At 73.7% G+C, this 21531-nt stretch carries 24 protein-coding genes; 17 read left to right on the forward strand and 7 right to left on the reverse strand.

The features are described from left to right. Positions 1 to 54: 54 nt before the first annotated feature. A complete protein-coding gene (locus ACWDAS_RS39430) occupies positions 55 to 666 on the forward strand; it encodes a TetR/AcrR family transcriptional regulator (RefSeq protein ID WP_450400563.1) in 612 nt (203 codons plus the stop codon). 27 nt (positions 667 to 693) lie between these two features. Here ACWDAS_RS39430 and ACWDAS_RS39435 read toward each other — a convergent pair whose 3' ends face one another. Then, the gene (locus ACWDAS_RS39435) at positions 694 to 1434 is read right to left on the reverse strand and encodes a sulfite exporter TauE/SafE family protein (protein WP_450400610.1); all 741 of its coding nucleotides are present in this window, start codon (positions 1432 to 1434) and stop codon (positions 694 to 696) included. A gap of 262 nt (positions 1435 to 1696) precedes the next feature. Between ACWDAS_RS39435 and ACWDAS_RS39440 the strand changes: the two genes are divergently transcribed. The 6 genes from ACWDAS_RS39440 to ACWDAS_RS39465 all read left to right on the forward strand — a co-directional run bounded on the left by ACWDAS_RS39440 (position 1697) and on the right by ACWDAS_RS39465 (position 7187). Beyond that, positions 1697 to 3334 carry a phosphodiester glycosidase family protein gene (locus ACWDAS_RS39440; protein ID WP_450400565.1) on the forward strand — a complete coding sequence of 546 codons (1638 nt, stop codon included), beginning with the start codon at positions 1697 to 1699 and terminating at the stop codon, positions 3332 to 3334. A gap of 118 nt (positions 3335 to 3452) precedes the next feature. Beyond that, positions 3453 to 4568 carry a PP2C family protein-serine/threonine phosphatase gene (locus ACWDAS_RS39445; RefSeq protein ID WP_450400567.1) on the forward strand — a complete coding sequence of 372 codons (1116 nt, stop codon included), beginning with the start codon at positions 3453 to 3455 and terminating at the stop codon, positions 4566 to 4568. A gap of 42 nt (positions 4569 to 4610) precedes the next feature. Next, positions 4611 to 4832 (forward strand): hypothetical protein, encoded by a 222-nt coding sequence (locus tag ACWDAS_RS39450; protein WP_450400569.1) that lies wholly within the window; start codon positions 4611 to 4613, stop codon positions 4830 to 4832. 82 nt (positions 4833 to 4914) lie between these two features. After that, positions 4915 to 5652, forward strand: a complete 738-nt coding sequence (locus ACWDAS_RS39455) for a TetR/AcrR family transcriptional regulator (protein ID WP_450400571.1) — start codon at positions 4915 to 4917, stop codon at positions 5650 to 5652. A gap of 28 nt (positions 5653 to 5680) precedes the next feature. Further along, positions 5681 to 6886, forward strand: coding sequence for a cytochrome P450 (locus ACWDAS_RS39460; RefSeq protein ID WP_450400573.1), 1206 nt, complete (start codon positions 5681 to 5683; stop codon positions 6884 to 6886). A 79-nt stretch (positions 6887 to 6965) separates the two neighbouring features. Continuing rightward, the gene (locus tag ACWDAS_RS39465) at positions 6966 to 7187 is read left to right on the forward strand and encodes a ferredoxin (RefSeq protein WP_450400575.1); all 222 of its coding nucleotides are present in this window, start codon (positions 6966 to 6968) and stop codon (positions 7185 to 7187) included. Positions 7188 to 7212: 25 nt separating this feature from the next. Here ACWDAS_RS39465 and ACWDAS_RS39470 read toward each other — a convergent pair whose 3' ends face one another. Beyond that, a complete protein-coding gene (locus tag ACWDAS_RS39470) occupies positions 7213 to 8160 on the reverse strand; it encodes a N(4)-(beta-N-acetylglucosaminyl)-L-asparaginase (RefSeq protein WP_450400577.1) in 948 nt (315 codons plus the stop codon). A 59-nt stretch (positions 8161 to 8219) separates the two neighbouring features. After that, positions 8220 to 8519: a hypothetical protein gene (locus ACWDAS_RS39475; protein WP_450400579.1), complete on the reverse strand. Its 300-nt coding sequence runs from the start codon at positions 8517 to 8519 to the stop codon at positions 8220 to 8222. 492 nt (positions 8520 to 9011) lie between these two features. Here ACWDAS_RS39475 and ACWDAS_RS39480 point away from each other — a divergent pair, with 492 nt between their 5' ends. The 5 genes from ACWDAS_RS39480 (at position 9012) to ACWDAS_RS39500 (ending at position 14705) form a co-directional block, all read left to right on the forward strand. Beyond that, complete coding sequence (locus ACWDAS_RS39480; RefSeq protein WP_450400581.1) at positions 9012 to 10013, forward strand: DivIVA domain-containing protein; 1002 nt, start codon at positions 9012 to 9014, stop codon at positions 10011 to 10013. 214 nt (positions 10014 to 10227) lie between these two features. Further along, on the forward strand, positions 10228 to 11427 hold the full coding sequence (gene glgA, locus ACWDAS_RS39485; protein ID WP_450400583.1) for a glycogen synthase: 1200 nt from the start codon (positions 10228 to 10230) through the stop codon (positions 11425 to 11427). 14 nt (positions 11428 to 11441) lie between these two features. Next, positions 11442 to 12662 carry a glucose-1-phosphate adenylyltransferase gene (gene glgC / locus ACWDAS_RS39490; RefSeq protein WP_450400585.1) on the forward strand — a complete coding sequence of 407 codons (1221 nt, stop codon included), beginning with the start codon at positions 11442 to 11444 and terminating at the stop codon, positions 12660 to 12662. Between the two features lie 238 nt (positions 12663 to 12900). Further along, positions 12901 to 13926, forward strand: a complete 1026-nt coding sequence (locus ACWDAS_RS39495) for a permease (RefSeq protein WP_450400587.1) — start codon at positions 12901 to 12903, stop codon at positions 13924 to 13926. Further along, positions 13923 to 14705 carry a TIGR03943 family putative permease subunit gene (locus ACWDAS_RS39500; protein WP_450400589.1) on the forward strand — a complete coding sequence of 261 codons (783 nt, stop codon included), beginning with the start codon at positions 13923 to 13925 and terminating at the stop codon, positions 14703 to 14705. The genes ACWDAS_RS39495 and ACWDAS_RS39500 overlap by 4 nt, the downstream gene beginning before the upstream one ends. Before the next feature lie 15 nt (positions 14706 to 14720). Here the strand turns inward: ACWDAS_RS39500 and ACWDAS_RS39505 are convergent, their stop codons facing one another. After that, complete coding sequence (locus tag ACWDAS_RS39505) at positions 14721 to 15140, reverse strand: PPOX class F420-dependent oxidoreductase (protein WP_450400591.1); 420 nt, start codon at positions 15138 to 15140, stop codon at positions 14721 to 14723. A gap of 214 nt (positions 15141 to 15354) precedes the next feature. Here ACWDAS_RS39505 and ACWDAS_RS39510 point away from each other — a divergent pair, with 214 nt between their 5' ends. Next, positions 15355 to 15528, forward strand: coding sequence for a hypothetical protein (locus ACWDAS_RS39510; protein ID WP_450400593.1), 174 nt, complete (start codon positions 15355 to 15357; stop codon positions 15526 to 15528). A gap of 37 nt (positions 15529 to 15565) precedes the next feature. Here the strand turns inward: ACWDAS_RS39510 and ACWDAS_RS39515 are convergent, their stop codons facing one another. Further along, positions 15566 to 15769, reverse strand: a complete 204-nt coding sequence (locus ACWDAS_RS39515; protein WP_450400595.1) for a hypothetical protein — start codon at positions 15767 to 15769, stop codon at positions 15566 to 15568. Positions 15770 to 15949: 180 nt separating this feature from the next. On the opposite strand from ACWDAS_RS39515, the gene ACWDAS_RS39520 reads away from it, so the two are divergent. Further along, positions 15950 to 16957, forward strand: a complete 1008-nt coding sequence (locus ACWDAS_RS39520; RefSeq protein ID WP_450400597.1) for a zinc-binding alcohol dehydrogenase family protein — start codon at positions 15950 to 15952, stop codon at positions 16955 to 16957. 25 nt (positions 16958 to 16982) lie between these two features. On the opposite strand, the gene ACWDAS_RS39525 is transcribed toward ACWDAS_RS39520, so the two are convergent. Beyond that, positions 16983 to 17456 (reverse strand): group III truncated hemoglobin, encoded by a 474-nt coding sequence (locus tag ACWDAS_RS39525; protein ID WP_450400599.1) that lies wholly within the window; start codon positions 17454 to 17456, stop codon positions 16983 to 16985. Then, positions 17453 to 17887 (reverse strand): hypothetical protein, encoded by a 435-nt coding sequence (locus ACWDAS_RS39530; protein ID WP_450400600.1) that lies wholly within the window; start codon positions 17885 to 17887, stop codon positions 17453 to 17455. Before ACWDAS_RS39530 ends, ACWDAS_RS39525 begins: the two co-directional genes overlap by 4 nt. 537 nt (positions 17888 to 18424) lie before the next feature. Here ACWDAS_RS39530 and ACWDAS_RS39535 point away from each other — a divergent pair. The 3 genes from ACWDAS_RS39535 (at position 18425) to ACWDAS_RS39545 (ending at position 21300) form a co-directional block, all read left to right on the forward strand. Then, entirely contained in the window at positions 18425 to 18763 is a 339-nt protein-coding gene (locus tag ACWDAS_RS39535) for a hypothetical protein (protein ID WP_450400602.1), read from the forward strand. A 395-nt stretch (positions 18764 to 19158) separates the two neighbouring features. Further along, complete coding sequence (locus ACWDAS_RS39540; protein ID WP_450400604.1) at positions 19159 to 19707, forward strand: hypothetical protein; 549 nt, start codon at positions 19159 to 19161, stop codon at positions 19705 to 19707. 120 nt (positions 19708 to 19827) lie between these two features. Further along, a complete protein-coding gene (locus ACWDAS_RS39545; RefSeq protein ID WP_450400605.1) occupies positions 19828 to 21300 on the forward strand; it encodes a N,N-dimethylformamidase beta subunit family domain-containing protein in 1473 nt (490 codons plus the stop codon). The last annotated feature ends 231 nt before the right edge of the window (positions 21301 to 21531 follow it).

Raw genomic sequence — 21531 nt, forward strand, 5'->3', positions numbered from 1 at the left:
GAGAGGTACTGACCTCGCGGTCAGTTCGCTGCCCGGACGCCTAGAATTGCCCGCGTGGCGAGCGCGAGAACCCGTACCGCGGGCACCAAGGGCGTACCCCGCGCGGAACGCGAGGAGCAGTTGCTCACCGCGGCCGTCGAGGAGTTCGGGCGCCGCGGCTACAGCGGTGCGTCGATGGCCTCCGTCGCCGAGCGGGTCGGGGTGACCAAACCGCTGCTGTACCAGTACTTCGGCTCCAAGGACGCCCTGTACACCGCGGCCCTGGAACGGGTGGCGGACTCGCTGGCGCGTGCGCTCGCCGATGCCCTGGTCCCCGGCGTCACCTCGCTGGGGACACCGCTGTCCGTGCTGCGCGCGATCTTCACCACGCTCGAGGGGCGACGCCACGCCTGGTTCGTGCTGTACGACCGGACGCTGCCCGCCACCGGGCCGCTCCGTGAGGCGGCCGAGCGCCATCGCGCCGCCATCGACCGGCTCGCGGCCGCCGGGAGCGCGGAGTTCCTCGCCGCCCGCGGGATCGAGGACGCCCTGGACTCCGACGCGCTCAAGCACCTGTGGACCGGCACCGTCAGCACCCTGGTGACCTGGTGGATCCACCACCCGGAGGAATCCGCGCAGGACATGGCGGAGCGCTGCCGGCGGCTGATCACCGCGATCGTCACCTGACCCCGGCCACCCGGCCCCGGCCCGGGGTCACAGCGTGACCAGCCGTACCGCCGCGAGGAGCGTCAGGGCCACGGTGACGCGCTCGAAGACCTTCGGGCTGATCCGGCTGATCGTCGCACGACCGGCGGCGGCCCCCGCCAGCACCGCGGGGGCCGTGAGCGCGCCGAAGGCGAGCGTGGCGGGCGTGATCAGCCCCAAGGCGACGCTGAAGGGCACCTTGAAGACGTTGAGCAGCAGGAAGAACCACGCGCTGGTGCCGAGGAAGCCGAGCATGGGCAGGCCCAAGGCCAGGAAGTACAGCGACATGATCGGCCCCGCCGCGTTGGCCGCCATCGTGGCGAACCCGGCCAGCACCCCGGCTCCCGCCGCGACGGCCCTGTACTGGGCGACCGGGTCGTCCGGGCCCCGCCGCCGGCTCCACCAGTGGACGGCGAGCATCATCAGCAGCAGCCCTCCGATGAGTTCGCGCATCCGCGTGTCGTCGACCCGGTCCACGACCGCCGCGCCCAGCAGTACCCCCGCCACGACCCAGGGGAACAGCCGCACCAGCCGGCCCCAGTCGGCGTGCCGGCGGTAGGAGGCCACCGCCACCACGTCGCCGACCAGCAGCAGCGGCAGCAGCACGCCGGTGGACAGCTTGGCCGGCAGCACCAGCGCGAAGAGCGCCACCCCCACCGTCCCCGCCCCTGACACCCCGGTCTTGGAGTAGCCGACGAGGAAGAGGGCGAGCAGGGCCACCGCCCACTGCGCGGTGCCGAGGGACGGCATCAGGGACACCGGGGAACGGAGCGTACGGAGTTCACGCCTTGTTCTTACCTGGCCGTCCCGCGGGCCCCGCGACCGGGGTCGGCCCGATCGTCCGCGGCGAGGCGGCCGGCGACTTCCCCGCCCTCGCGTGCGGTTGTCATCGAGGGTTTCCCGCCGAGCCGTTGCCGCGTGGGGCGCCCGTCCCCGTGCGGGACTGGGATGACGAATCACAGCGCCGGGAAGCGAGCCCCGCCGCCCGGGAGAACCGAAGGTCAGGAGAGGCATGTCCGTCACAGCCGACGAACCGCGCAGCAGGACGAGCCGGGTGGGCCACGCCGCCCGCAGGGGTGCGGTGCTCGCCGCCGCCCTCACGCTGGCCGTCGCCGTCCCGCCGGCCGTCGCGGGGGCGCAGCCCGCCGCCGACTCCGGCCCGCACGGGATCGTGTGGACGGCGCAGCAGGTGGCGCCCGGGCTGCAGGTCCGCAGCGGGGTGCTGCAGGACCCCGGGGCCGCCGGTGTGTGGACGGTGACGGTGCAGGCACCCGCCGTCAACCGCCTCACGGGCGCGGCCACCTGGGCCCCGCTGGGCGACCGCGCCTGGGCCGATTCGACCGCCGGGAAACTGCGGGCGGCCGGGTTCGAGCCGCGGCTGGAGGCCGTCGAGTGGGACACGTACGCCGACACCCCGCGCGGGGTGATGGGTTGGCAGGTCCGGGTCGGCCGCTACGCCACGCAGGCCGAGGCGGGAACGGCCAACGCGGCCGTCGCGGCCGCGGGTTTCCGTACGTCGGCGGAGTGGACCGGCTACGACGGACGCCAGGCCGCGGACGGCGAGCGCGTCCACGTGGCCGTGGTGGACCCGGCGCGGCTGCGCGGCTCGGTCGCGGTCAGCGACGGCGGCGATGTGGCCGACCGGGAGACGACCTCGGCGGTCGCCGGACGGCTGGGATCGCTGCTCGGCGTCAACGGCGGCTTCTTCATCACCTCGAACTCCGACGGCATCCAGGGCACCGTGGCGGGCCTGTCCGCCGTGGACGGCCGGCTGGAGTCGATGGCGGTCGGCTCGCGTGCCGCGCTGATCCTCGGCGACGGCGGGCGGCGGCCGCGGATCGCCGACCTGTCCACCACGGTCACCGTGCGGGCCGGCACGTCCACGTACGCGGTGCAGGGCATCAACCGGCTGCCGGGCAAGGTCCGCAACTGCGGCCGCCCCGGGGCCGTCCCCACCGAGCAGCCCCGCCACGACACCACGTGCACCCTGGCGGACGACCTGGTGGAGTTCACCCCCTCCTTCCGGGCCGCGCTGCCCACGGGAAGCGGCGTCCAGGTGGTCCTCGACGAGCGCGGGACCGTGCTCTCCACCGGCGACCGCGGGGGCTCCGTGCCCGGGATGGGCGCGGTCCTGCAGGGCACCGGCGAGGCGGCCGCGTGGCTCACCGGCCACGCGCGGGTCGGTGAGCGGCTGGCCCTGCGGGAGGTCGTCCGGGACGCCGACGGCCGGCAGGTCCGGCTCGGGCCCGAGGACAGCATCGTGAGCGCGGCCCCCACCCTCGTGGAGGACGGCCGCGTCCACATCGACGCCGCCACCGAGGGCACCCTGGACCCGCTCGACCTGTCGTTCGGGTTCGCGTGGTCCAACGTGCGCCAGCCGCGCACGATGGCCGGCATCGACCGGCGGGGCCGCCTGCTGCTGGTCACGGTGGACGGACGGCAGCCGGGGGTGAGCGAGGGCTTCACGCTCGGCGAGGCGGCCCGGTTCATGCGGTCGCTGGGCGCGGTGCAGGCCCTCAACCTCGATGGCGGCGGTTCCTCGGCGATGGTGGTCAAGGGCGCGTTGGTCAACGTCCCCTCCGACGCGACCGGTGAGCGCGCCGTCGGCGACACGATCCAGATCGTGCCCGGACGCCGCGGCGACGGCTGACGCGGCCGGCACCTCGGAGCGTCCCGGCGGCCCCCGGGCGGGCCGCCGGGACGGCCCGGTGGTCCGTCCGGCCGGGACGACAACCGGATATCCCGTTTGCCCCGGTATGATGCGCCTCGTGATCATGTCCGGATGGCTGCGGCGCCGTCACACCCGCTACGAAGGGCGCCGGAAGGCTGCCTGGCTGTCCCCCGTGATCGTGACCGTGCTCCTCGCCGCCCTGGCGTTCGCCACACCGCGGGAGATCGCGATCAGCCGCCTGCTGCCCGTCGCCCCCGCCCTGGCGGCATCGATGTGGCCGGTGCTGCCGACCGTGCTGCTGGGGACGCTCTGCCTGCTGGTCATGGTCGGCCTGAGCTTCCTCTACACGGACCTGGGCACCCAGTACACCGGGGCCGCCATCGTCGCGGTCACCCTGGCGGCGGCGTACGCCAGCCATGTGCGGATCCAGCGCGAGCAGGCCCTGTTCAACGTCCGGCTCGTCGCCGACGCCGCACAGACGGTGCTGCTGCGACCGCTGCCGCAGCACATCCAGGGCGTGGAGATCGAGTCGCTGTACCTGGCGGCACAGGAGCAGGCGCGGATCGGCGGCGACTTCTACGAGGTGGCGGACACGCCCTACGGGGTGCGGCTGCTCATCGGTGACGTACGCGGCAAGGGCCTGTCCGCTGTGGGGGCGGCCTCCGCGGTCATCAGCTGCTTCCGGGACGCCGCGCACGACGAGCAGGACCTCGGGGGCATCATCCACCGGCTGGAGACCAGCATCATCCGCTACAGCACCGCCTACCCCGGCCAGGACCTGCCGGAGCGGTTCGCCACCGCCGTGATCGCCGAGATCCCGCACGGCGGCGGCCGCCTGAGGCTGCTCAACTGCGGGCATCCCCCGCCGCTGCTGGTGCACGCCGGCCGCGTGCAGGTCCTGGAGCCGGCTTCCGCCTCCCCGCCGCTGAACCTCGCCGACCTCATCGGGGACCGGTACTTCGTGGACACCTTCGCCTTCACCGCCGGCGACCAGCTGCTGCTCTACACCGACGGCGTCACCGAGACCCGCGACCGCGCCGGGACGTTCTTCCCGCTGCCGGAGTGGCTGCGGAGCCAGAGCCCGGCGCCCCCCCGCGAACTGCTGGACCGGCTGCACCGCGAACTGGTCCGCTACAGCGGCGGGCGGCTGGATGACGACATCGCCGCGCTGGCCGTGCGGTGCCCGCACGTCCTGACCCGCGACCACGCGTAATCCGCTGTCCCGCGGATGCGGCCCGGCCCTACGCTCGCAGCCATGTCCCGACCCCATGGATTCGCCTGCCGGCAGCGCGGCGACGGCACCGTCGTCATCACCCACGGCGCGCACACCGCCGCCGTCCTGCGCGGCGACCGTGCCGAGCAGTTCCTGGCCGAGGTGGGGCGCGGCGACGCGCAGCTGGTGATGGCCCGCTGGACCGGCAACTACAAGCGGGGCAACGAGCGCGCCGCCCGCACCCACCCCCGCAACGGTGGCTGACCCGGCGCGGCGCGCTCCGCCCCCACCGCCCGCCACACGTACACAAAATGTACAGACTCGAGGCATTTTGTAGGCTTTACTCATGGATCGCCGTCGGCCGGCCGGTGCCGGTTCCGCCTCCGCGGTGCGCGCACCGCGGATGAGCCTGCGCACGGAACAGCGGGACCTGACACGCAACCGGGTCCTGGACGGGGCGGTCACGGTCTTCGCGGACAAGTCGTTCGTCGTCGCCACCATGGAGGACATCGCCCGCGCGGCAGGTGTCACCAGGGCCACGGTCTACGCGCACTTCGGCGGCAAGGCAGAGATCATCGCCGCGCTGACGGACCGGGTGTACCAGGTCACCGACGGCCTGTACGCCGAGCTTGCCGCTGTCCCGCAGTGGACCCGCGCCGGCGTCCACGCCTGGCTGGGACGTGCCGCGGCGAGCTGGCGGGTGCTGACGCCGACCATCCGGGTGCTGCTGGCCGCCACCCCGTCGGCGGCCGGTGACGACGGAAGCGCCCGCGACCGCTACCTGGCCGCGCACGAACGCTACGTCTCCCTGCTTACCGCCGACGCCCGGCGCTGGCGGGGCGTGACGGCCGCGCAGGCACGGCAGCGGGCCCTGATGGCCGTGCTGCAGGCGGGCTCGTTCCTCACCGCCTGGATCGCCGGCGGCCTGCCGGTCGGGACCGACGACCCGCTCGAACTGCTCACCGACGACCTGTGCCACCTCCTCGGCCCCGCCCTGAGCGACGGGCGGGTCGAGCCGGCGGAGGCAGGCCCGGCGGAGGCGCAGGATCCGGCCGATCCGCTCCCTCCCCGCGGGCTGTCGTGAGAACCCGAGTTCTTTGGAGGCATTCGCCATGGCCGCAACCGAGCCCAGGAACTACCCCTTCACCGACACCGACCGGCTGAACGTCGACCCGGCCTTCGCCGAACTGCGCCGGGCCGAGCCGCTGTGCAGGGTCCGGTTCCCCTACGGCGAGGCCGCCTGGCTGGTCACCCGGTACGAGGACGTCAAGACAGTCCTGGGCGATTCCCGGTTCAGCAGGGCCGCGGCCGTCCACCGCGACGAGCCGCGGCTGCGACCGCACCGGGGCCTGGCCGGCAACATCCTGGACCTCGATCCCCCTGACCACACCCGGCTGCGCCGGATCGTGGCCAAGGCCTTCACCGCCCGGCACGTCGAGCGGCTGCGACCCCGCACCGAGCAGATCGCCGGCGAGCTGGCCGACAAGATGCTGGCCCGCGGCGCGCCGGCCGACCTCGTGGCGGACTTCGCGCTGCCACTGCCGGTCACCGTCATCTGCGAACTGCTCGGCGTCCCCGTCACCGACCGCGCCGACTTCCGGACCTGGTCCGACGCGCTGCTGTCCACGACCAAGTACACCCCGCGGGAGATCGAGGACTGCACGGACCGGCTGATGGAGTACATGGCCCGCCTCATCGCCGAGCGCCGCACCGCGCCCCGCGACGACCTCCTCGGCACGCTGGTCGACGCACGCGACAACGGCGAGCGGCTGTCGGAACGGGAACTGCGCGTCCTGGCGGTCTCCCTGCTCGTCGCGGGCCACGAGACCACCGCCACCCAGATCCCCAACTTCGTCTACACCCTGCTCACCCATCCCGAGCAGCTGGCGGCACTGCGCGCCGACCCCGCCCTGGTGCCCGGGGCCGTCGAGGAACTCATGCGGTACGTCCCCCTGGGCAACGGCGCCGGCATGCCCCGCTACGCACTGGACGACGTCGAACTCAGCGGCGGCACGGTGCGCGCGGGGGAGGCCGTGGTGGTCTGCCCCGTCTCGGCCAACCGGGACGAGTCGGTCTACACCGACCCCGACCGGCTCGACCTGCTGCGCCAGGAGGCCTCCCACGTCGGCTTCGGGCACGGACCCCACCACTGCCTCGGCGCCCAACTCGCCCGCATGGAACTGCAGGTGGCCCTGAGCACCCTGCTGGAGCGGCTGCCCGGGCTGCGACTGGCCGGTTCCGAGGAGGATGTCGTGTGGAAGTCCGGGGTCGCCCTGCGCGGCCCCGAGCGGATGCGGGTCACCTGGGACCGGCCCTGACGCCCCACGCGGCCGGCCGCCGCCGGCCCCGTACCGGGCGAACGCCGAAGGACACCGAAGGACACCGAAGGACACCGCCATGACCTGGCAGATCGACGTGGACGCGCACACCTGCATCGGCACCGGCTCCTGCGCCGGGATCGCCCCCGGGCACTTCGAGCTCCGCGACGGCACCTCGTGCCCCCTGCACCCGACGGCCGAACCGGACGAACTCCTGATCGACGCCGCCGAGTCCTGCCCGGTGGAGGCCATCACCATCCGGGACGCGAGCACGGGCGAGCTGATCGCGCCCGGGGAGTAGACCCGGGCGCGGTCCCGGGGCGGGCTCAGAGCACCGTCCGCGGACGCAGCTCCGGCGCGGTGGAGGCAGCGGTCATCACCGCGTAGACGCTGCCGTCCTGACCGGCCGCGCCGCCGTGCCGCCCGTCGGGTGTGAGCGCCAGCGCCCGCAGCTCGGACCGGTACTCGTCGGGCAGGCCCGCCGCCTCCTCCAGGGCGATGCGGCAGGCGTCGGCCGGCTCCTTGCCCAGCGCCAGCAGATCCACCACCGTACGCGCGGTACCGCCGCGCAGACCGAGCTCACCGCGCCCGGTGCAGGCCGCCCCGCCGCCGGGCAGAGCGCACCAGTTGCCCGCGCCCGGGACGGCGGAGTCCCCCACCCGGCCCGGGTACTTGAAGGGGTAGCCGGAGGTGGACACGGCCACGCACATCTCCCCGTGCGCGTCCAGCGCGATGATGTTGATCGTCCCCCACGGTCCCTCGTGCGGCGCCATCCGCCGCACCAGCTCCAGCGCCGCCCGGCGGTAGCGGTGGTCACCGTCCACGGCCCGGGTGTTCTCCCCCTCAACGGCCTCGGCGGCGGTCATCAACTGCTCGCGCCACACGGCACGGGACTCCTCCGTCAGCAGCTCGGCGCCCTCGAACCCGTTCTCCCGCGCGAACAGCGCCGCGCCCTCGCCCACCAGCAGGCAGTGCTGCGGCAGGCGTTCCATCACCGCCCGCGCCACCGATATCGGGTTCGGGTACCCGCGCAGCGCGCCGACCGCGCCGAACCGCCGGTCCGAGCCGAGCATCACCGAGGCGTCCAGTTCGACGACGCCCTGCGCGTTGGGCAGCCCGCCGGTGCCGACGTAGTGGTCGGTGAGGTTGTCCTCGCAGCGGCGCATCGCCGCCTCCACGGCGTCCAGCGCCGTCCCGCCACGCCGCAGGATCTCCATCCCGGCCGGAAGGCCGACCTCGCTGCGCTCGCTTCCGATGATGACGGGCTGCGTCATGGGGGTTCCCTTCGCCGAAGTGTCGGGCTGTTCGGACGGATTCGGGGACCGGCGGCCGTTCACCGCCCGTCCCAGAGGCCCAGGCGCAGCAGCCGCCGCTGGCGCCGCCTCTCGTACAGGGCCGTGGCACCGAGGATCCCGCCCAGCAGGAAACCCGAGGCGCCCGCGAGAAGCCGGTCCGGCGGCCGTACATCCGCGAGCAGCAGGAAGTACGCCGCCCCGATCGCGCCGGCGCCCAGCGCCACCCCGAGCGGATGCCGGGCGGCGAACCGCTGCGTACGGGTCGGCGGCCGCTCGCCGCCGAGGAAGCGGTCCACGGCCCGGAACGCCCGCACCAGCCTTCGCCACACATCCGACATGGCCGAGAGCGTAACCCGGGGCCCCGAGTCGCCGATCGCGGGCCGGGTGGTTCCGCCGGGGAGCGCGGTCCTCACGGATCCGCCGCGCCGCGGGCCCGGGCCTCCCCGCGCCTCCACCTGGGACGGACCCCGTCGTCGGACGGCCTTTCCGGCGCTCCGCAGACCCCCCTCGTCCCCGCCCGGTGTCGCCATGCGGTGTTCCGTACCCACACCCCGCGGGCCGTCATTCACCCGTCCGGCTCTTTCGCCGAGCGCGGGGAGAAATCCACGCTGTCAGCGGGCGCGGTGGCGGCGCGGATGATCACAGTCGCCACTGCGCCGCCCGTAGTTGCGCCATCCACGCCGCTCGCCCGGGTCCCGCGATCGGCGCCGATGACACCGCCCGCACCGCCCCTGCGCGGGATTCCCGGGCTGCCCCGGCCCGGCCCGCCGCCCAAGCTGGAGTTGACGGATGCGGTCAGGACATGTCGACGAACACCTCGAGGTGAGCAGATGGCACAGACGCCGATTACCCCCGAGTACGTGCGCAGGAAGCAGTTCACCACCGTCCGCCTCCGCCCGGCCTACGACGAGAGCGAGGTGGACAACTTCCTGGACGAGGTGCAGGCCGAGGTGACCCGGCTGCTGCGGATCAACCAGAACCTGCGCGCCCAGCTCTCCGCAGCCGAGACCGCCGCCCGCAGGCGCGAGGAGGCCGAGCCGGAGCCGCGCCTGGTGCCGACGGCGCCCGGGAAGCAGGCCGACGACGAACCGGACACGGCCCCTGTGGCCCCCCAGGAGGCCCCCGCCCCCGCACCCGTCCCCGTCCCGGCAGCGGCCCCGGCTGCCGAAACCACGCAGGCCGTGAAGGCCGTGAAGGCCGTGAACAACGTCGAGGACGACGAGAACGTGGAGCCGGTGGAAGGCCGGGAGCCCGGCAAGGCAGCGGAGGACCGGGAGCCCGACGAGGCCGCGGAGCCCGCCGGGAAGCAGCCCGCGTTCGCCACCGACAGCACGGCCCGCCTGCTCGCCCTGGCCGAGCGCACCGCCGAGCAGGCGGTCACCGAAGCCCGCGCCGAGGCCCACAAGATCGTCGGTGAGGCCCTGGGCCAGGCCGAGGCCCTGCGCCGCGACGCCCGCGACAGGGCCCAGGCCCTGGAGCGCGAGGCCCGCGACGAGCACCGCCAGGCGATGAACTCGCTGGCCTCCGCGCGCACCGCCCTGCAGCGCAAGGTCGAGGACCTCCGCACCTTCGAGAACGCCTACCGCACCCGCCTCACCGCCCATCTGCAGTCCCAGCTGCGCCGCCTGGACCGCGACCTCGCCCGCTCCCTCGCACCGCCTCCGGCGCCCACCACGGTCTCCCTCACCCGCGCCGTCACCGCGTCGGACATCGAATCGCAGCAGACTCCGCCGGCGGCGCCGGTGACGCCGGGTCTGGGGACCGCCGCCCTCACCGCGGCGGGCCCGGCGGGCCCGGAGGACGACTGGGGCAGCGGACGAAGCGGCGCCTGACCGGCCGTCGCCCCCCGCGGCGGTCGGGCGCCCGTCCCTCGGGGACGCGGCCCCGGTGACGACCGGCGCCCGGTCGTCCGCGGCACTGCGCGTCCCTGCCCGCGTACGAGGACCCGGGCGAAGCATCACGCCGTGAAAGACGGGGAACACGGATCGAACACCGTTCTCCGGGGCATGGATGTCCCTACACGGCGACGGGACCGGGGAGGCGCCCGTGAAGGTGGCACTGCTCACGCGGGAGTATCCGCCCTGCGTCTACGGTGGGGCGGGCGTCCATGTGGAGTTCCTCGCCCGCGAGTTGCGCAGCCTGACGGACCTTCGGGTCCACAGCTGGGCGGGCGCGGACGGCACGGACGGCGACACCGGGGGCGCCGGCGACGCCGACGTGGTCCGGCACGCCGCCGCCGGGGAACTGCGCGGCGCCAACGAGGCGTTGCGGAGCCTGTCGGTCGATCTGTCCATGGCCGCCGCGCTGGCGGGCCGGGACCTGGTGCACTCGCACACCTGGTACGCCAATCTCGCCGGTCACCTGGCCAAACTGCTCTACGGCGTCCCGCACGTGATGACCGCCCACTCGCTGGAGCCGCTGCGCCCGTGGAAGGCCGAGCAGCTCGGCGGCGGCTACGCGGTCTCCAGCTGGGCGGAGCGGGTCTCGATCGAAGCCGCCGACGGGGTCATCGCCGTGTCGCACGGGATGCGCGCGGACATCCTGCGGAGCTATCCCGCCCTCGACCCGGCGCGCGTGCACGTCGTCCACAACGGCATCGACACCCGCCTGTACCGCCCCGACCGTTCCACCGACGCGCTGGTCGCGCACGGCGTCGACCCGGCCCGCCCGTACGCGCTGTTCGTCGGCCGGATCACGCGGCAGAAGGGGGTCCCCCATCTGCTGCGCGCCGCCCGCCGCATCGACCCGGGGCTCCAGCTCGTGCTGTGCGCCGGGGCACCCGACACCCCGGCCATCGACCGCGAGTTCCGTGAGCTGGTCGGCGAACTGGGCGCGGTGCGCGGCGGGGTGATCTGGATCCCGCAGATGCTCCCCCGGCCCGAGGTGGTGCAACTGCTCACGCACGCGGCGGTGTTCGTGTGCCCGTCGGTGTACGAGCCACTGGGCATCGTGAACCTGGAGGCGATGGCGTGCGGCACCCCGGTGGTCGCCTCGGCGGTCGGCGGGATCCCCGAGGTCGTGGAGGACGGCGCCACGGGACTCCTGGTCCCGTACGAGGAGAAGGACCCGGACGCCTTCGAGGCGGGGCTGGCGTCGGCGGTCGACGCGCTCGTCGGCGATCCCGCGGCGGCCACGCGGATGGGGGCGGCCGGACGGGAGCGGGCGGTGGCGGAGTTCGGGTGGGACGCGGTGGCCCGCCGCACCGTCGGTGTCTACGAGGAGATCTGCAAGTCGCAAGGGCGGTAGCGGCAAAGGGGGCAGTGATGCGCGGCGGACCTTCGGTGCTCGGAATCGTGCTCGCGGGCGGGGAGGGCAAGCGGCTGATGCCGCTGACCGCCGACCGCGCCAAACCGGCCGTGCCGTTCGGCGGCGCCTACCGGCTGGTGGACTTCGTGCTGTCCAACCTCGTCAACGGCGACATCATGCGCATCTGCGTGCTGACGCAGTACAAGTCGCACTCCCTGGACCGGCACATCACCACCACCTGGCGGATGTCCAACCTGCTGGGCAACTACGTCACCCCCGTCCCGGCCCAGCAGCGGCTGGGCCCGCGCTGGTTCCTCGGCAGCGCGGACGCCATCTACCAGTCGCTGAACCTGGTCTACGACGAGCAGCCCGACTACATCGTCGTCTTCGGCGCCGACCACGTGTACCGCATGGACCCGCGGCAGATGCTGCGCCAGCACATCGAGGCCGGCGCGGGCGCCACGGTGGCCGGGATCCGCATACCGCGCGAGCAGGCCTCGTCGTTCGGGATCATCACCCCGGGCCCCGGCGGGGTGCGGGTGGAGCAGTTCCTGGAGAAGCCCGCCGACCCGCCGGGCCTCCCCGGTGACCCCGACCGCGTCTACGCCTCGATGGGCAACTACGTGTTCACCACCAAGGTCCTGCTGGACGCGCTGACGCAGGACGCCGAGGACGACTCGTCGGTGCACGACATGGGCGGCAGCATCATCCCGCTGCTGACCGCCAAGGGGCAGGTGCAGGTCTACGACTTCGACGACAACCACGTCCCCGGCGAGACCGCCCGCGACCACGGCTACTGGCGGGACGTGGGCACCCTGGACGCGTACTACGACTCCCACCAGGACCTGATCTCCATCAACCCGGTCTTCAACCTCTACAACGACCAGTGGCCGCTGTACACGCACTCGCTGCGGCTGCCACCGGCGAAGTTCGTGGCCGGGGGCATCGCCGGAGAGTCGATGGTCAGCCCGGGCTGCATCATCTCGGGGCAGGTCACGCAGTCCGTGCTGTCGCCGGGGGTGGTCGTGGAGGAAGGCGCGGTGGTGCAGGGGTCGGTGCTGCACGACAACGTCCGCATCGGCCGCGGCGCGGTCGTGCGCCGCGCCATCCTCGACAAGAACGTCGTCGTGCCCGCCGGCGCGACCGTCGGGGTCAACCCGGACCGCGACCGCGAGCTCTACCACGCCTCCGCGAACGGGATCATCGCACTGGGCAAGGGGCAGCGCGTGCTGTGATCCTGCGGGGTCCGCCGGCACCGGCTGCCACTGCGGGCGGGTGGTGGGGGGGAGCTGTGCCCCGCCACACGCGGCGGGCCCCGCTCTGGCGGACCTGGTCGTGTCCATGGTCATCTCGGCGCCTGGCTTGGGCCAAGGGTGCGCAAAGGCCGGGTCCGGGCGTGAGACACCGGGCCCGGCGGCGGCGTACTGGGGGTGAAGTCCCTCAAGCCCTGATCCCGCCGGAGGTAGCGCGCCCGTGACCCTCACCAAGGACGCCCCGGCTCCGGCCGGGGCCGCACGGCACGACACCTACCCTCTGGAGCCGCCGCAAGGATGGCGGGTCAACTCGCCGCTGGTGCTGACGCTGCTGCTGCTCGTCGTCCTGACGCTGCAGGGGCCGGTGCGGCGGGCGCTGTCCGCGCCGGTGATGCAGAGCTGGATGACCGTGTTCGTGGCGGTGGTCGTGCAGGCCCTGCCCTTCCTCGTGCTGGGCGTGCTGCTCTCGGCGGTGCTGGCGGTGTGCGTGCCCGCCTCGTTCTTCGCCCGCGCCCTGCCGCGACGGCCCGCGCTTGCGGTGCCGGTCGCCGGGGTGGCGGGGGCGGTCCTGCCCGGCTGCGAGTGCGCCTCGGTGCCGGTCGCCGGGGCGATGGTGCGGCGGGGGGTGACTCCCGCGGCGGCGCTCACGTTCCTGCTGTCCGCCCCGGCGATCAACCCGGTCGTACTGACCGCCACCGCCGTCGCCTTCCCCAACGCCCCGCGCATGGTCGTCGCCCGCTTCGCCGCCAGCCTGCTGGTCGCATGCGCCATGGGGTGGCTGTGGCAGCGCCTGGGCCACCCCGACCGGCTGCGCCCCAGGCCCCACCCGTCGGCCCAAGGGCAGGGCAAGGGGGCGGCGTTCTGGGGTTCGGTACGGCACGACGTGATGCACGCCGGCGGATTCCTGGTCGTCGGCGCGATGGCCGCGGCCAGCCTCAAGTCCGTGGTGCCCGAGGACGTCCTGCGCACGGCGGCCGGCAACCCGGTGGTGTCGGTGCTCGCGCTGGCGGTGCTGGCGGTGGTGCTGTCGATCTGCTCCGAGGCCGACGCCTTCGTGGCCGCGTCGTTGTCGCAGTTCTCCCTCACCGCCCGGCTGGTGTTCCTCGTCGTGGGGCCGATGATCGACCTGAAGCTGTTCGCCCTCCAGGCCGGCGCGTTCGGCCGGGCCTTCGCGGTGCGCTTCGCCCCCGCAACCTTCGCCGTGGCCGTGGTCGTGTCCGCCGTGACCGGGGCGGTGCTGCTGTGAACCGGGAAGCACAGGCCGCCGTACTCTTCCTGCTCGGCGCGGCGATGCTGCACGCCGGGCTCACCGACCTCTACCTGCGCTACGTCAAGGCCGGACTCCAGCCGCTGCTGCTGGCCGCCGGCGCCATGCTGATCGTGACCGCCCTGGCCACCGTCCGGTACGAACTGCGGCGCTCCCGCCGCACCGGGGAGGAGCACGAGAACGGGCGGGACGAAGGGCCCGACGGCCAAGGGGACGCGCACGGCGACCGGCACGGCGACGGGCACGGACACGGACACGGACACCATGAGCCGAAGGTCGCCTGGCTGCTGGTGCTGCCGCTGTTCGCGCTCGTCCTGGTCGCCCCGCCCGCCCTGGGCTCGTACAGCGCGGTCAGGACCGGCACCGCGCTCCCCCGCCCCTTCGGCTTCCCCGCCCTCCCCGCGAAGGACCCGCTGCGGATGGACGCCGTCGACTACGCCGGCCGCGCGGTCTACGACCACGGGCATTCCCTGACCGGCCGCCAGGTCGCCGTCACCGGGTTCATCACCCTCGGCCGCGACGGCACCCCGTACCTGACGCGCATGGTCCTGAACTGCTGCGCCGCCGACGCCCGCCCGGTCAAGATCGGCCTGACCGGGCAGGTGCCGCCCGTCCTGCAGCCCGACACCTGGCTGGAGGTGACCGGCACCTACACCCCCCGCCGGGCCAAGGACCCGGTCAACGACGGCCCCATCCCGTTCCTGGACGTCTCCCGTGCCCGGCCGGTGCACGCCCCGGCGGACCCGTACGAGAGCTGAGGTGCCGGCGCCCGGTCAGCCGGGCTGGGCGCTGTCCTTCAGCGTGCCCCAGCCGTGCCACCGCTCGATCTCGATCCGGGCGCTGACCCGGCCGCGGTCGCGCTGCGGGTAGGACCGCCCCAGGTACTGCCGGCTCAGCCGGTCGATGTCGGCGAGCTCGGTGTCCTCGCGGAGTTCGGCCACGTGCCCGACGAGGGTGAGGTGGGTGTACCAGTTCGCCTCGTCCAGGACGGTGAGGGTGACGCGCGGATCGTTGCGGATGTGCTCCAGACGCCTGCGGCCCTCGTCCATGTTGACCAGGACCCGGCCCTCGTCCCACAGGTACCACGTGGCCGTGGACACCGGCTGCCCGTCGCCCCGCAGGGTCGCGATCACGGCGGGATTGGGCTTCTTCAGCAGCTCGACCGCGGCCGGGGGAAGCGGGGGCTTGGACACGGGGACTCCTTCTCGGTGATCCATGGCGCTGCGTCCTCACCGTGCCACATCGCACCCGCCGGGACGGCAGAGCCGGCCCCGGCGCGCCCCGGGGTGTCCGCCGGAGGGGCGCGCCAAGATGCCCCGTCGGCCGGCGGAACCAGCTCGCGGCCGGAGATCAGGCGGGGACCTCACCGGCCCCGAGTGCCGCGCGGCGCCCGGGGCGAGGCGTCAGGTGGACCAGCAGGTCCAGCGCGTCGACGGCGACCGGGTCACCACCCTGGGCCCGGCCCCGGTCGCACCGGCGACGGTGGCGGAGGTCCCGGGACCGGCGGAGGTGATACGGGAGTTCGACCTGGTGCTCGTGGACCGGTGCTCGCTCCGGTGCGAGGACGCCCCGGCGACGTGACCGGGCTGGATACCGCCGGCGACGGGAGCAGACAACCTCAGGTCCACACGCCGGGACCGGCGCCGCGCCATTCGACGAGATCCGGGTCGTCGAGGTCGATGATGTCCGGATCGAGGCCGGCGCCCCGCAGGAAGCCCTGGAAGTCGCGGAGATGGAACGCGATGCCCAGGATCTCGCCGTCCACAAGGACGCGCCGGCCGCCGCCCGTCGATGGCGGCATCACGATCACGTGACGCTCCATGACCCCAGGATGGCCCGCCCGGCCCCGCCCCGCATCCCGGGCAGCCGAGGGGCCTTGAGGGCCGGCAGGCCGCCCGCCCGCGGTCACGCGGGCGGGCACCCGGATGGCCCGGCCGCCGCTGCCGGGGCCGGGTGGGCGTGACACTCTGGCCGAAACGGACAGCACAGCAAGGAGCCGGCCATGACCGCACGGACCATGCGGGCCGTCGCCTCCTACCGGGGGCTTCCCGTCGACGACCCCGGGAGCCTGGTGGACGTCGAGGTGCCGGTTCCGGACCCGCGCCCGCGGGACGTGCTGGTGCGGGTGGAGGCGGTGTCGGTCAACCCCGTCGACATCAAGGTCCGCGCCGGACTTCCCGCCTCCGACGAGCCGCGCGTCCTCGGCTTCGACGCCGCCGGCGTGGTCGAGGCGGTGGGTGACGAGGTGACCACCCTTCAGGTCGGCGAGCAGGTCTGGTACGCCGGTGACATCACCCGGGCCGGCAGCAACGCCGAGTTCCAGGCCGTCGACGAGCGCCTGGTGGCCCGCAAGCCGCGTAGCCTCGGCTTCGCGGAGGCCGCCGCGCTGCCGCTGACCACGATCACCGCCTGGGAGACCCTCTTCGACCGGTTCGCCCTGACCGCGCAGTCCACCGGCACCCTGCTGGCCCTGGGCGCCGCCGGCGGCGTGGGCTCGATGCTCATCCAGCTGACCAAACAGCTGACCGGACTGCGCCTGCTGGCGTCGGCCGGGCGACCCGAATCCGCCCGGTGGGTCACCGAACTCGGGGCCGACGCCGTGGTCGACCACCACGACCTGGCCGCCACCGCCGCCGCGGCGGCTCCGGAAGGGGTGGAGTACCTGTTCTCCCCGTACTCCGCGGGCATGATCGAGACCTTCGCCCAACTGGTCCGCCCGTTCGGGCACATCACGGCGATCGACGAACCCGAGGGACTGGACCTGCTGCCGCTCAAGGCCAAGAGCATCGCCTGGCACTGGGAGTTGATGTTCACCCGCTCGATGTTCCGGACGCCCGACATGATCGAGCAGAAGAACCTGCTGCAGGCCGTCGCCGGCCTGGTCGACGACGGGCGTATCCGCACCACCGTCACCACCACCATCGACGACTTCTCCGCCGCCGGGCTTCGTCGCGCCCACCGGATGGTGGAAACCGGCCGCACCACCGGCAAGATCGTCGTCACCCGCTGACCCCGAGCCGCCGGCCCGGAGCGGGTCAGCCCCCCGCCTGCAGCGGCTCGCCGCCTGGGCGGCGGCGGATGGTGACGTACTCGCTCGCCTGCCCGCCGCCGAGGCGGCGCTGCAGGGATCCGGCGATCCGCTCCGCCTGCCGCTTGGCCAGTTCGGCCTTCTCCCCGCGGAAGAGCCCGTCCACCGTCAGCCTCCACAGGGCCAGCCAGCGGGCGAAGTGGTCCGGGCGGAGCGGGGCCTTGCGGTGCAGGACCAGATGCGGGGCGAGCGCGTTGCGCCGGTACCGGCCGGCGGCGAACAGCACCGATTCCCAGAAGTCGCACATGACCGGAAGATGCGCGGCCAGGTCCATCCGGGCCACCTCGGTGAAGACCGGCCCGATCAGGGGATCGGCGAACGCCCGGCGGTAGAAGGCGGTCACCAGCTGCTCGACGTCCGCCCGCCCGGCCAGATCACGGCCCGTCGCACCCTGCCCCGCGGCAGGCCGGGGCGTGCTCACAGCCGCCCCAGTACCAGCGCGGCACCACATCCGGCCAGACACAGCACCTTGACCACCTCCAGTGCGACATACCCCAGATGAGCACGGCCACGCGGCACCGGCTCCCCCGCGATGACGGCGGCGGTGCGCCGGCCCAACGCGGGCCGCACCACGGCCGTCTGCACCACCAGCGCCGCCAGGGCCCCGGCCCCCGATCCCAGCGCGACCGGCCCCGGCGTCTCGTACACCGCGGCCGCGACGGCGACGGCCGCGAGTACGGCCTCGACTCGGTTCAGGGCGCGGAAGACGATCCGCCCGATGCCCAGACCCAGCGGCACCGTGATCCCCTCGGCCCGGAACTTGAGCGGCGCCTCCAGGAACGAGATCCCGGCCACCATGCCCAGCCACACGAAGACCGCGGCGATCTGCGCCAGGACGGCTCCGGCGGTCACCGGGCGCTCCGCCCGGGGTGTCGCCGGCCGCCGCGCGCGGTAGGGCGAGGGGTGCGGTGAAGGTCCATGCGGTCCATGCGGTCCATGCGGTCACCCTAGCGTAAATTTTCATCTCAGATGCATATTCGAGTCGGTCATCACACCCTCAGGGCCGGCGGGGACGGGGCACCCGCCGGGCGGTTCGTCCTCGCCGCCCTGCGAGCCCAAGGGTTCACCTACAGCCCACGCCACCACCGGGCCGCCCGCCGTCTCCGCCCCCTACCGCCGCGCCGACTGACCTGGGCCCGGCCGGGGTTCGGCCCGGCGGAGGCCGTGGCGGCGGGGGCGTCGGGAGGACTTCACGAGTCGGGGTGCGATGGCGGCCGGAGGCATGAACGTCCACGCCGAGCCCGCCATCCCCATCGGCACATATATGTCAAGTCCCGAAATCCAGCGACATGACGCGGAGCCCTGCCCACGGCTTACTGGAGTCATCGGGTTCACACCCCACCGGACACCACCGGAGCCTCCCCCTCCGGCTCACGAAGGAGAACTCCCATGGCCCGCATATCCCGCCACCGTCGCTTTGTCACGCTGACCGCCGTGACCACTCTGGCCGCAGGAGGCGCGCTGCTCCCCACCACCGCGTTCGCTGCCGCCCCGGCCCAGACGCACACGGCGGCCACCGCCAAGGCGACCGGCCACGGCGGCGGCTGGGGCGGTGGGCACGGCGGCGGCTGGGGCCACGGCGGCGGCCGGGGTCACGGTGGCGACTGGAACCACCACGGCAACCGCCCCAACAACAACAGCTCCGGCGGCATCGTCATCGTCGTCGGCAACAACAACAGCACCACCGTCAACAACGGCACCGTCAACAACGGCGTCATAGCCGACTGAGCGCACCACCACCCACGGCAACTCCCCCACGGCCCGGCCGGGCGGCACGACATCGACACGTGCCGCCCGGCCGGGCCGCGCGCGCTCCCGGAGCGAGGGGGAGGAGCGGGTGAAGTGCACGGCGTTGGAGGTCGGTTGGTGATGCCTCTCCGGTACCTGAGGAGGTGTCATGACGCTCCCGGCACAGGCGCCGATGGCGTCTTACCCGGTGACGACGGCCAGGTCAAGTCCCGATTCCTCGGAACATGACGGACACCGTGCCGGCAGGGCCTACTGGAGATACGGGCCGCACCGGCCCACCGCGGAAGGGTCGAGGCCCTCACGCCCTCCTCGGGCCTCCACCCTTCCGCGACATCCCCCCTCCTCGCTTCTCCTCACGGAAACGGAGCCCCACCATGCCCAAGATCCTCTGGCAGCGTCCCGTCGCCCTGACGACGGTCGCACTGGCCCTCGCCGTCGGAACCGTGGGAGCCGCGCAGCTGACGCACACCACGGTCGACCGCCCCGCCACCGCGTGCTCGCACGAGGGCCACCGCGGAGACGGCGTAAGCCACGGAGGTGACGGCGGGGACGGCGGCTTCAACTTCTTCGGCCTCTTCGGCGGCGGATCCGACGGCGGGGACGGCGGCGACGCCGGCGCGCCCGGGAAGCCCGGTCAGCACGGCGAACCGGGCAAGGGCCTGGGCGCCGAGCCGGGACGGCCCGGCCAGGCGGGAAAGGGCGGCTGCGCTGCGTCCGATGCCCTGCCGGACAAGCCGGAGAACCAGCTCTCCGCCTTCGACAAGACGCGCATCGTGCTCATCACCGTGACCGGGAATGCCACCGCTTCCGAGGTGGCCGCGAAGTACAAGGTCCCCGAGGACCAGGTCGGCGTCTGGAAGCGGCAGGCCCTCCAGGGCGACTGGCTCGGGCTGCTCATGCCGGACTCCCTCTCCCGGCCGTGACACCGGTCCCGACACCGGCCCCGCCGCGGCGACCGCCCCGACCGCACGCACCGTTCGGCCGTCCCGCACCCGGCCTACTCCGGCAGGACCCCGCAGGCCCCGGTGCCTAGCCTGGCGGATGTGAGCAGGCAATGGGACCGCCGCGGCTTCCTGGGGGTGATCGCGGGAGCCGTCACCGTCGGCTGCACGCCACATGGCCCGGCCACCGCGCCCAGCGCCCCGCACAGCGCCGGTACACGAGCGGAGAACGCGCTGCCCGGCCACCCCGACTGGCACCTGCGGGAGCGTGGACCGGACCGGGCGATCGAGGGATTCGCCGACCACGTCAGCGTGCTGCCCGGCCAGTCGTTCCACCTGGCGGTGTCCACCACCGCCCCCCGCTTCCACGCCGAGGCGTTCCGGCTCGGATGGTACGGCGGCGCCCAGGCCCGCCGTGTGTGGCGGTCCGGTCAGCTGCCGGGACGACGCCACGAGATGCCGGCGGCCACCGGCCCGACCCGCACCGTGACGGCCGTCTGGCCACCGGCGGTGCGGGTGTCAACCACCGGCTGGCCCGAGGGCACCTACCTGATCCGCCTCAGCGCCTCGACCGGCGCCCAGCGCTACGTCCCGCTCACCGTGCGCTCGGCCCGCACCACAGGACGAGTGGTGCTGGTCAACGCCGTCGCGACCTGGCAGGCCTACAACACCTGGGGCGGCCACAGCCTCTACCAGGGCCCGGGCGGCAAGGCCGACTACGCCCGCCGATCGCTCGCGGCCGGCTGCGACCGCCCGTACGACCGTGACGGCGCCCCCCTGTTGCTCACCTACGAGCAACCCGCCATCGCGCTGGCCGAGCGCCTGGCCCTGCCCCTGGCCTACCTCACCAGCATGGACATCGACGCCGACCCGCACGTACTGGCCGGAGCCCGCGCGGTGGTCTCCCTCGGCCACGACGAGTACTGGACCCCCGCCATGCGTGCCCACGTCACGCAGGCCCGCGACCTCGGCACCAACGTGGCCTTCCTCGGCGCCAACGCCTGCTTCCGCCGCATCCGCCTGGAAGCCACCCGGCACGGCGAACGCCGCCTGGTGGTCTGCTACAAGACCGACTGGCGCCATGACCCGCTGTACGGCATCGACGACGACGCCGTCACCGCCGACTGGCGCGAGCCGCCCCATCCGAAGCCGGAGAACTCCCTCACCGGCACCCTGTACGAGGCCAGCGGCGCCAGCGCCGCCTATACCGTCACCGAACCCGGCCACTGGCTCCTGCGCGGAACCGGCGCGACGCGCGGCACCCGGTTCCCGAACCTGGTCGGCACCGAGTACGACCGGGTCGTCGGCGGCCCCTTCACGCCGCACCACCTCGACATCCTCGCCCACTCCCCCCTGACCTGCCGGGGCGTCCGCAGCTTCCACAACACCGCCTACTACACGACCCCGAGCGGCGCCGGCGTCTTCAACACGGGCACCATGCGGTGGGTGGAATCCCTCAAGGGCGACGGCGCGCACGGCATCCCCCCGCACACCGCGCGGTTCACGCAACAGGTCACCAGCAACCTCCTCCACGCCTTCGCCGCCGGTCCCGCCGCCCGCAAGGCCCGGAGTTGAGGACGCATCAGAGAACCTTCGCCGCCGGGGCGTGCGGGAGATGTCCGGCGGGGGGAGCCGGAGGAATCCGCGGGGTTCCCCGGGCCCGCGCCGCGGACAAGGTCCTCGCCTCGTGACACGTCTGTGACAGTCGGCGGACACCGCCATGACGTCACCGCGGCACGGTTGTCCATAGAGGGCAAAACACCCTAATCGGACATTTGCCTACTGCTTCCGAGGGCGTGAGCAGAG

The sequence above is a fragment of the Streptomyces sp. NPDC001070 genome (genome assembly GCF_053598835.1).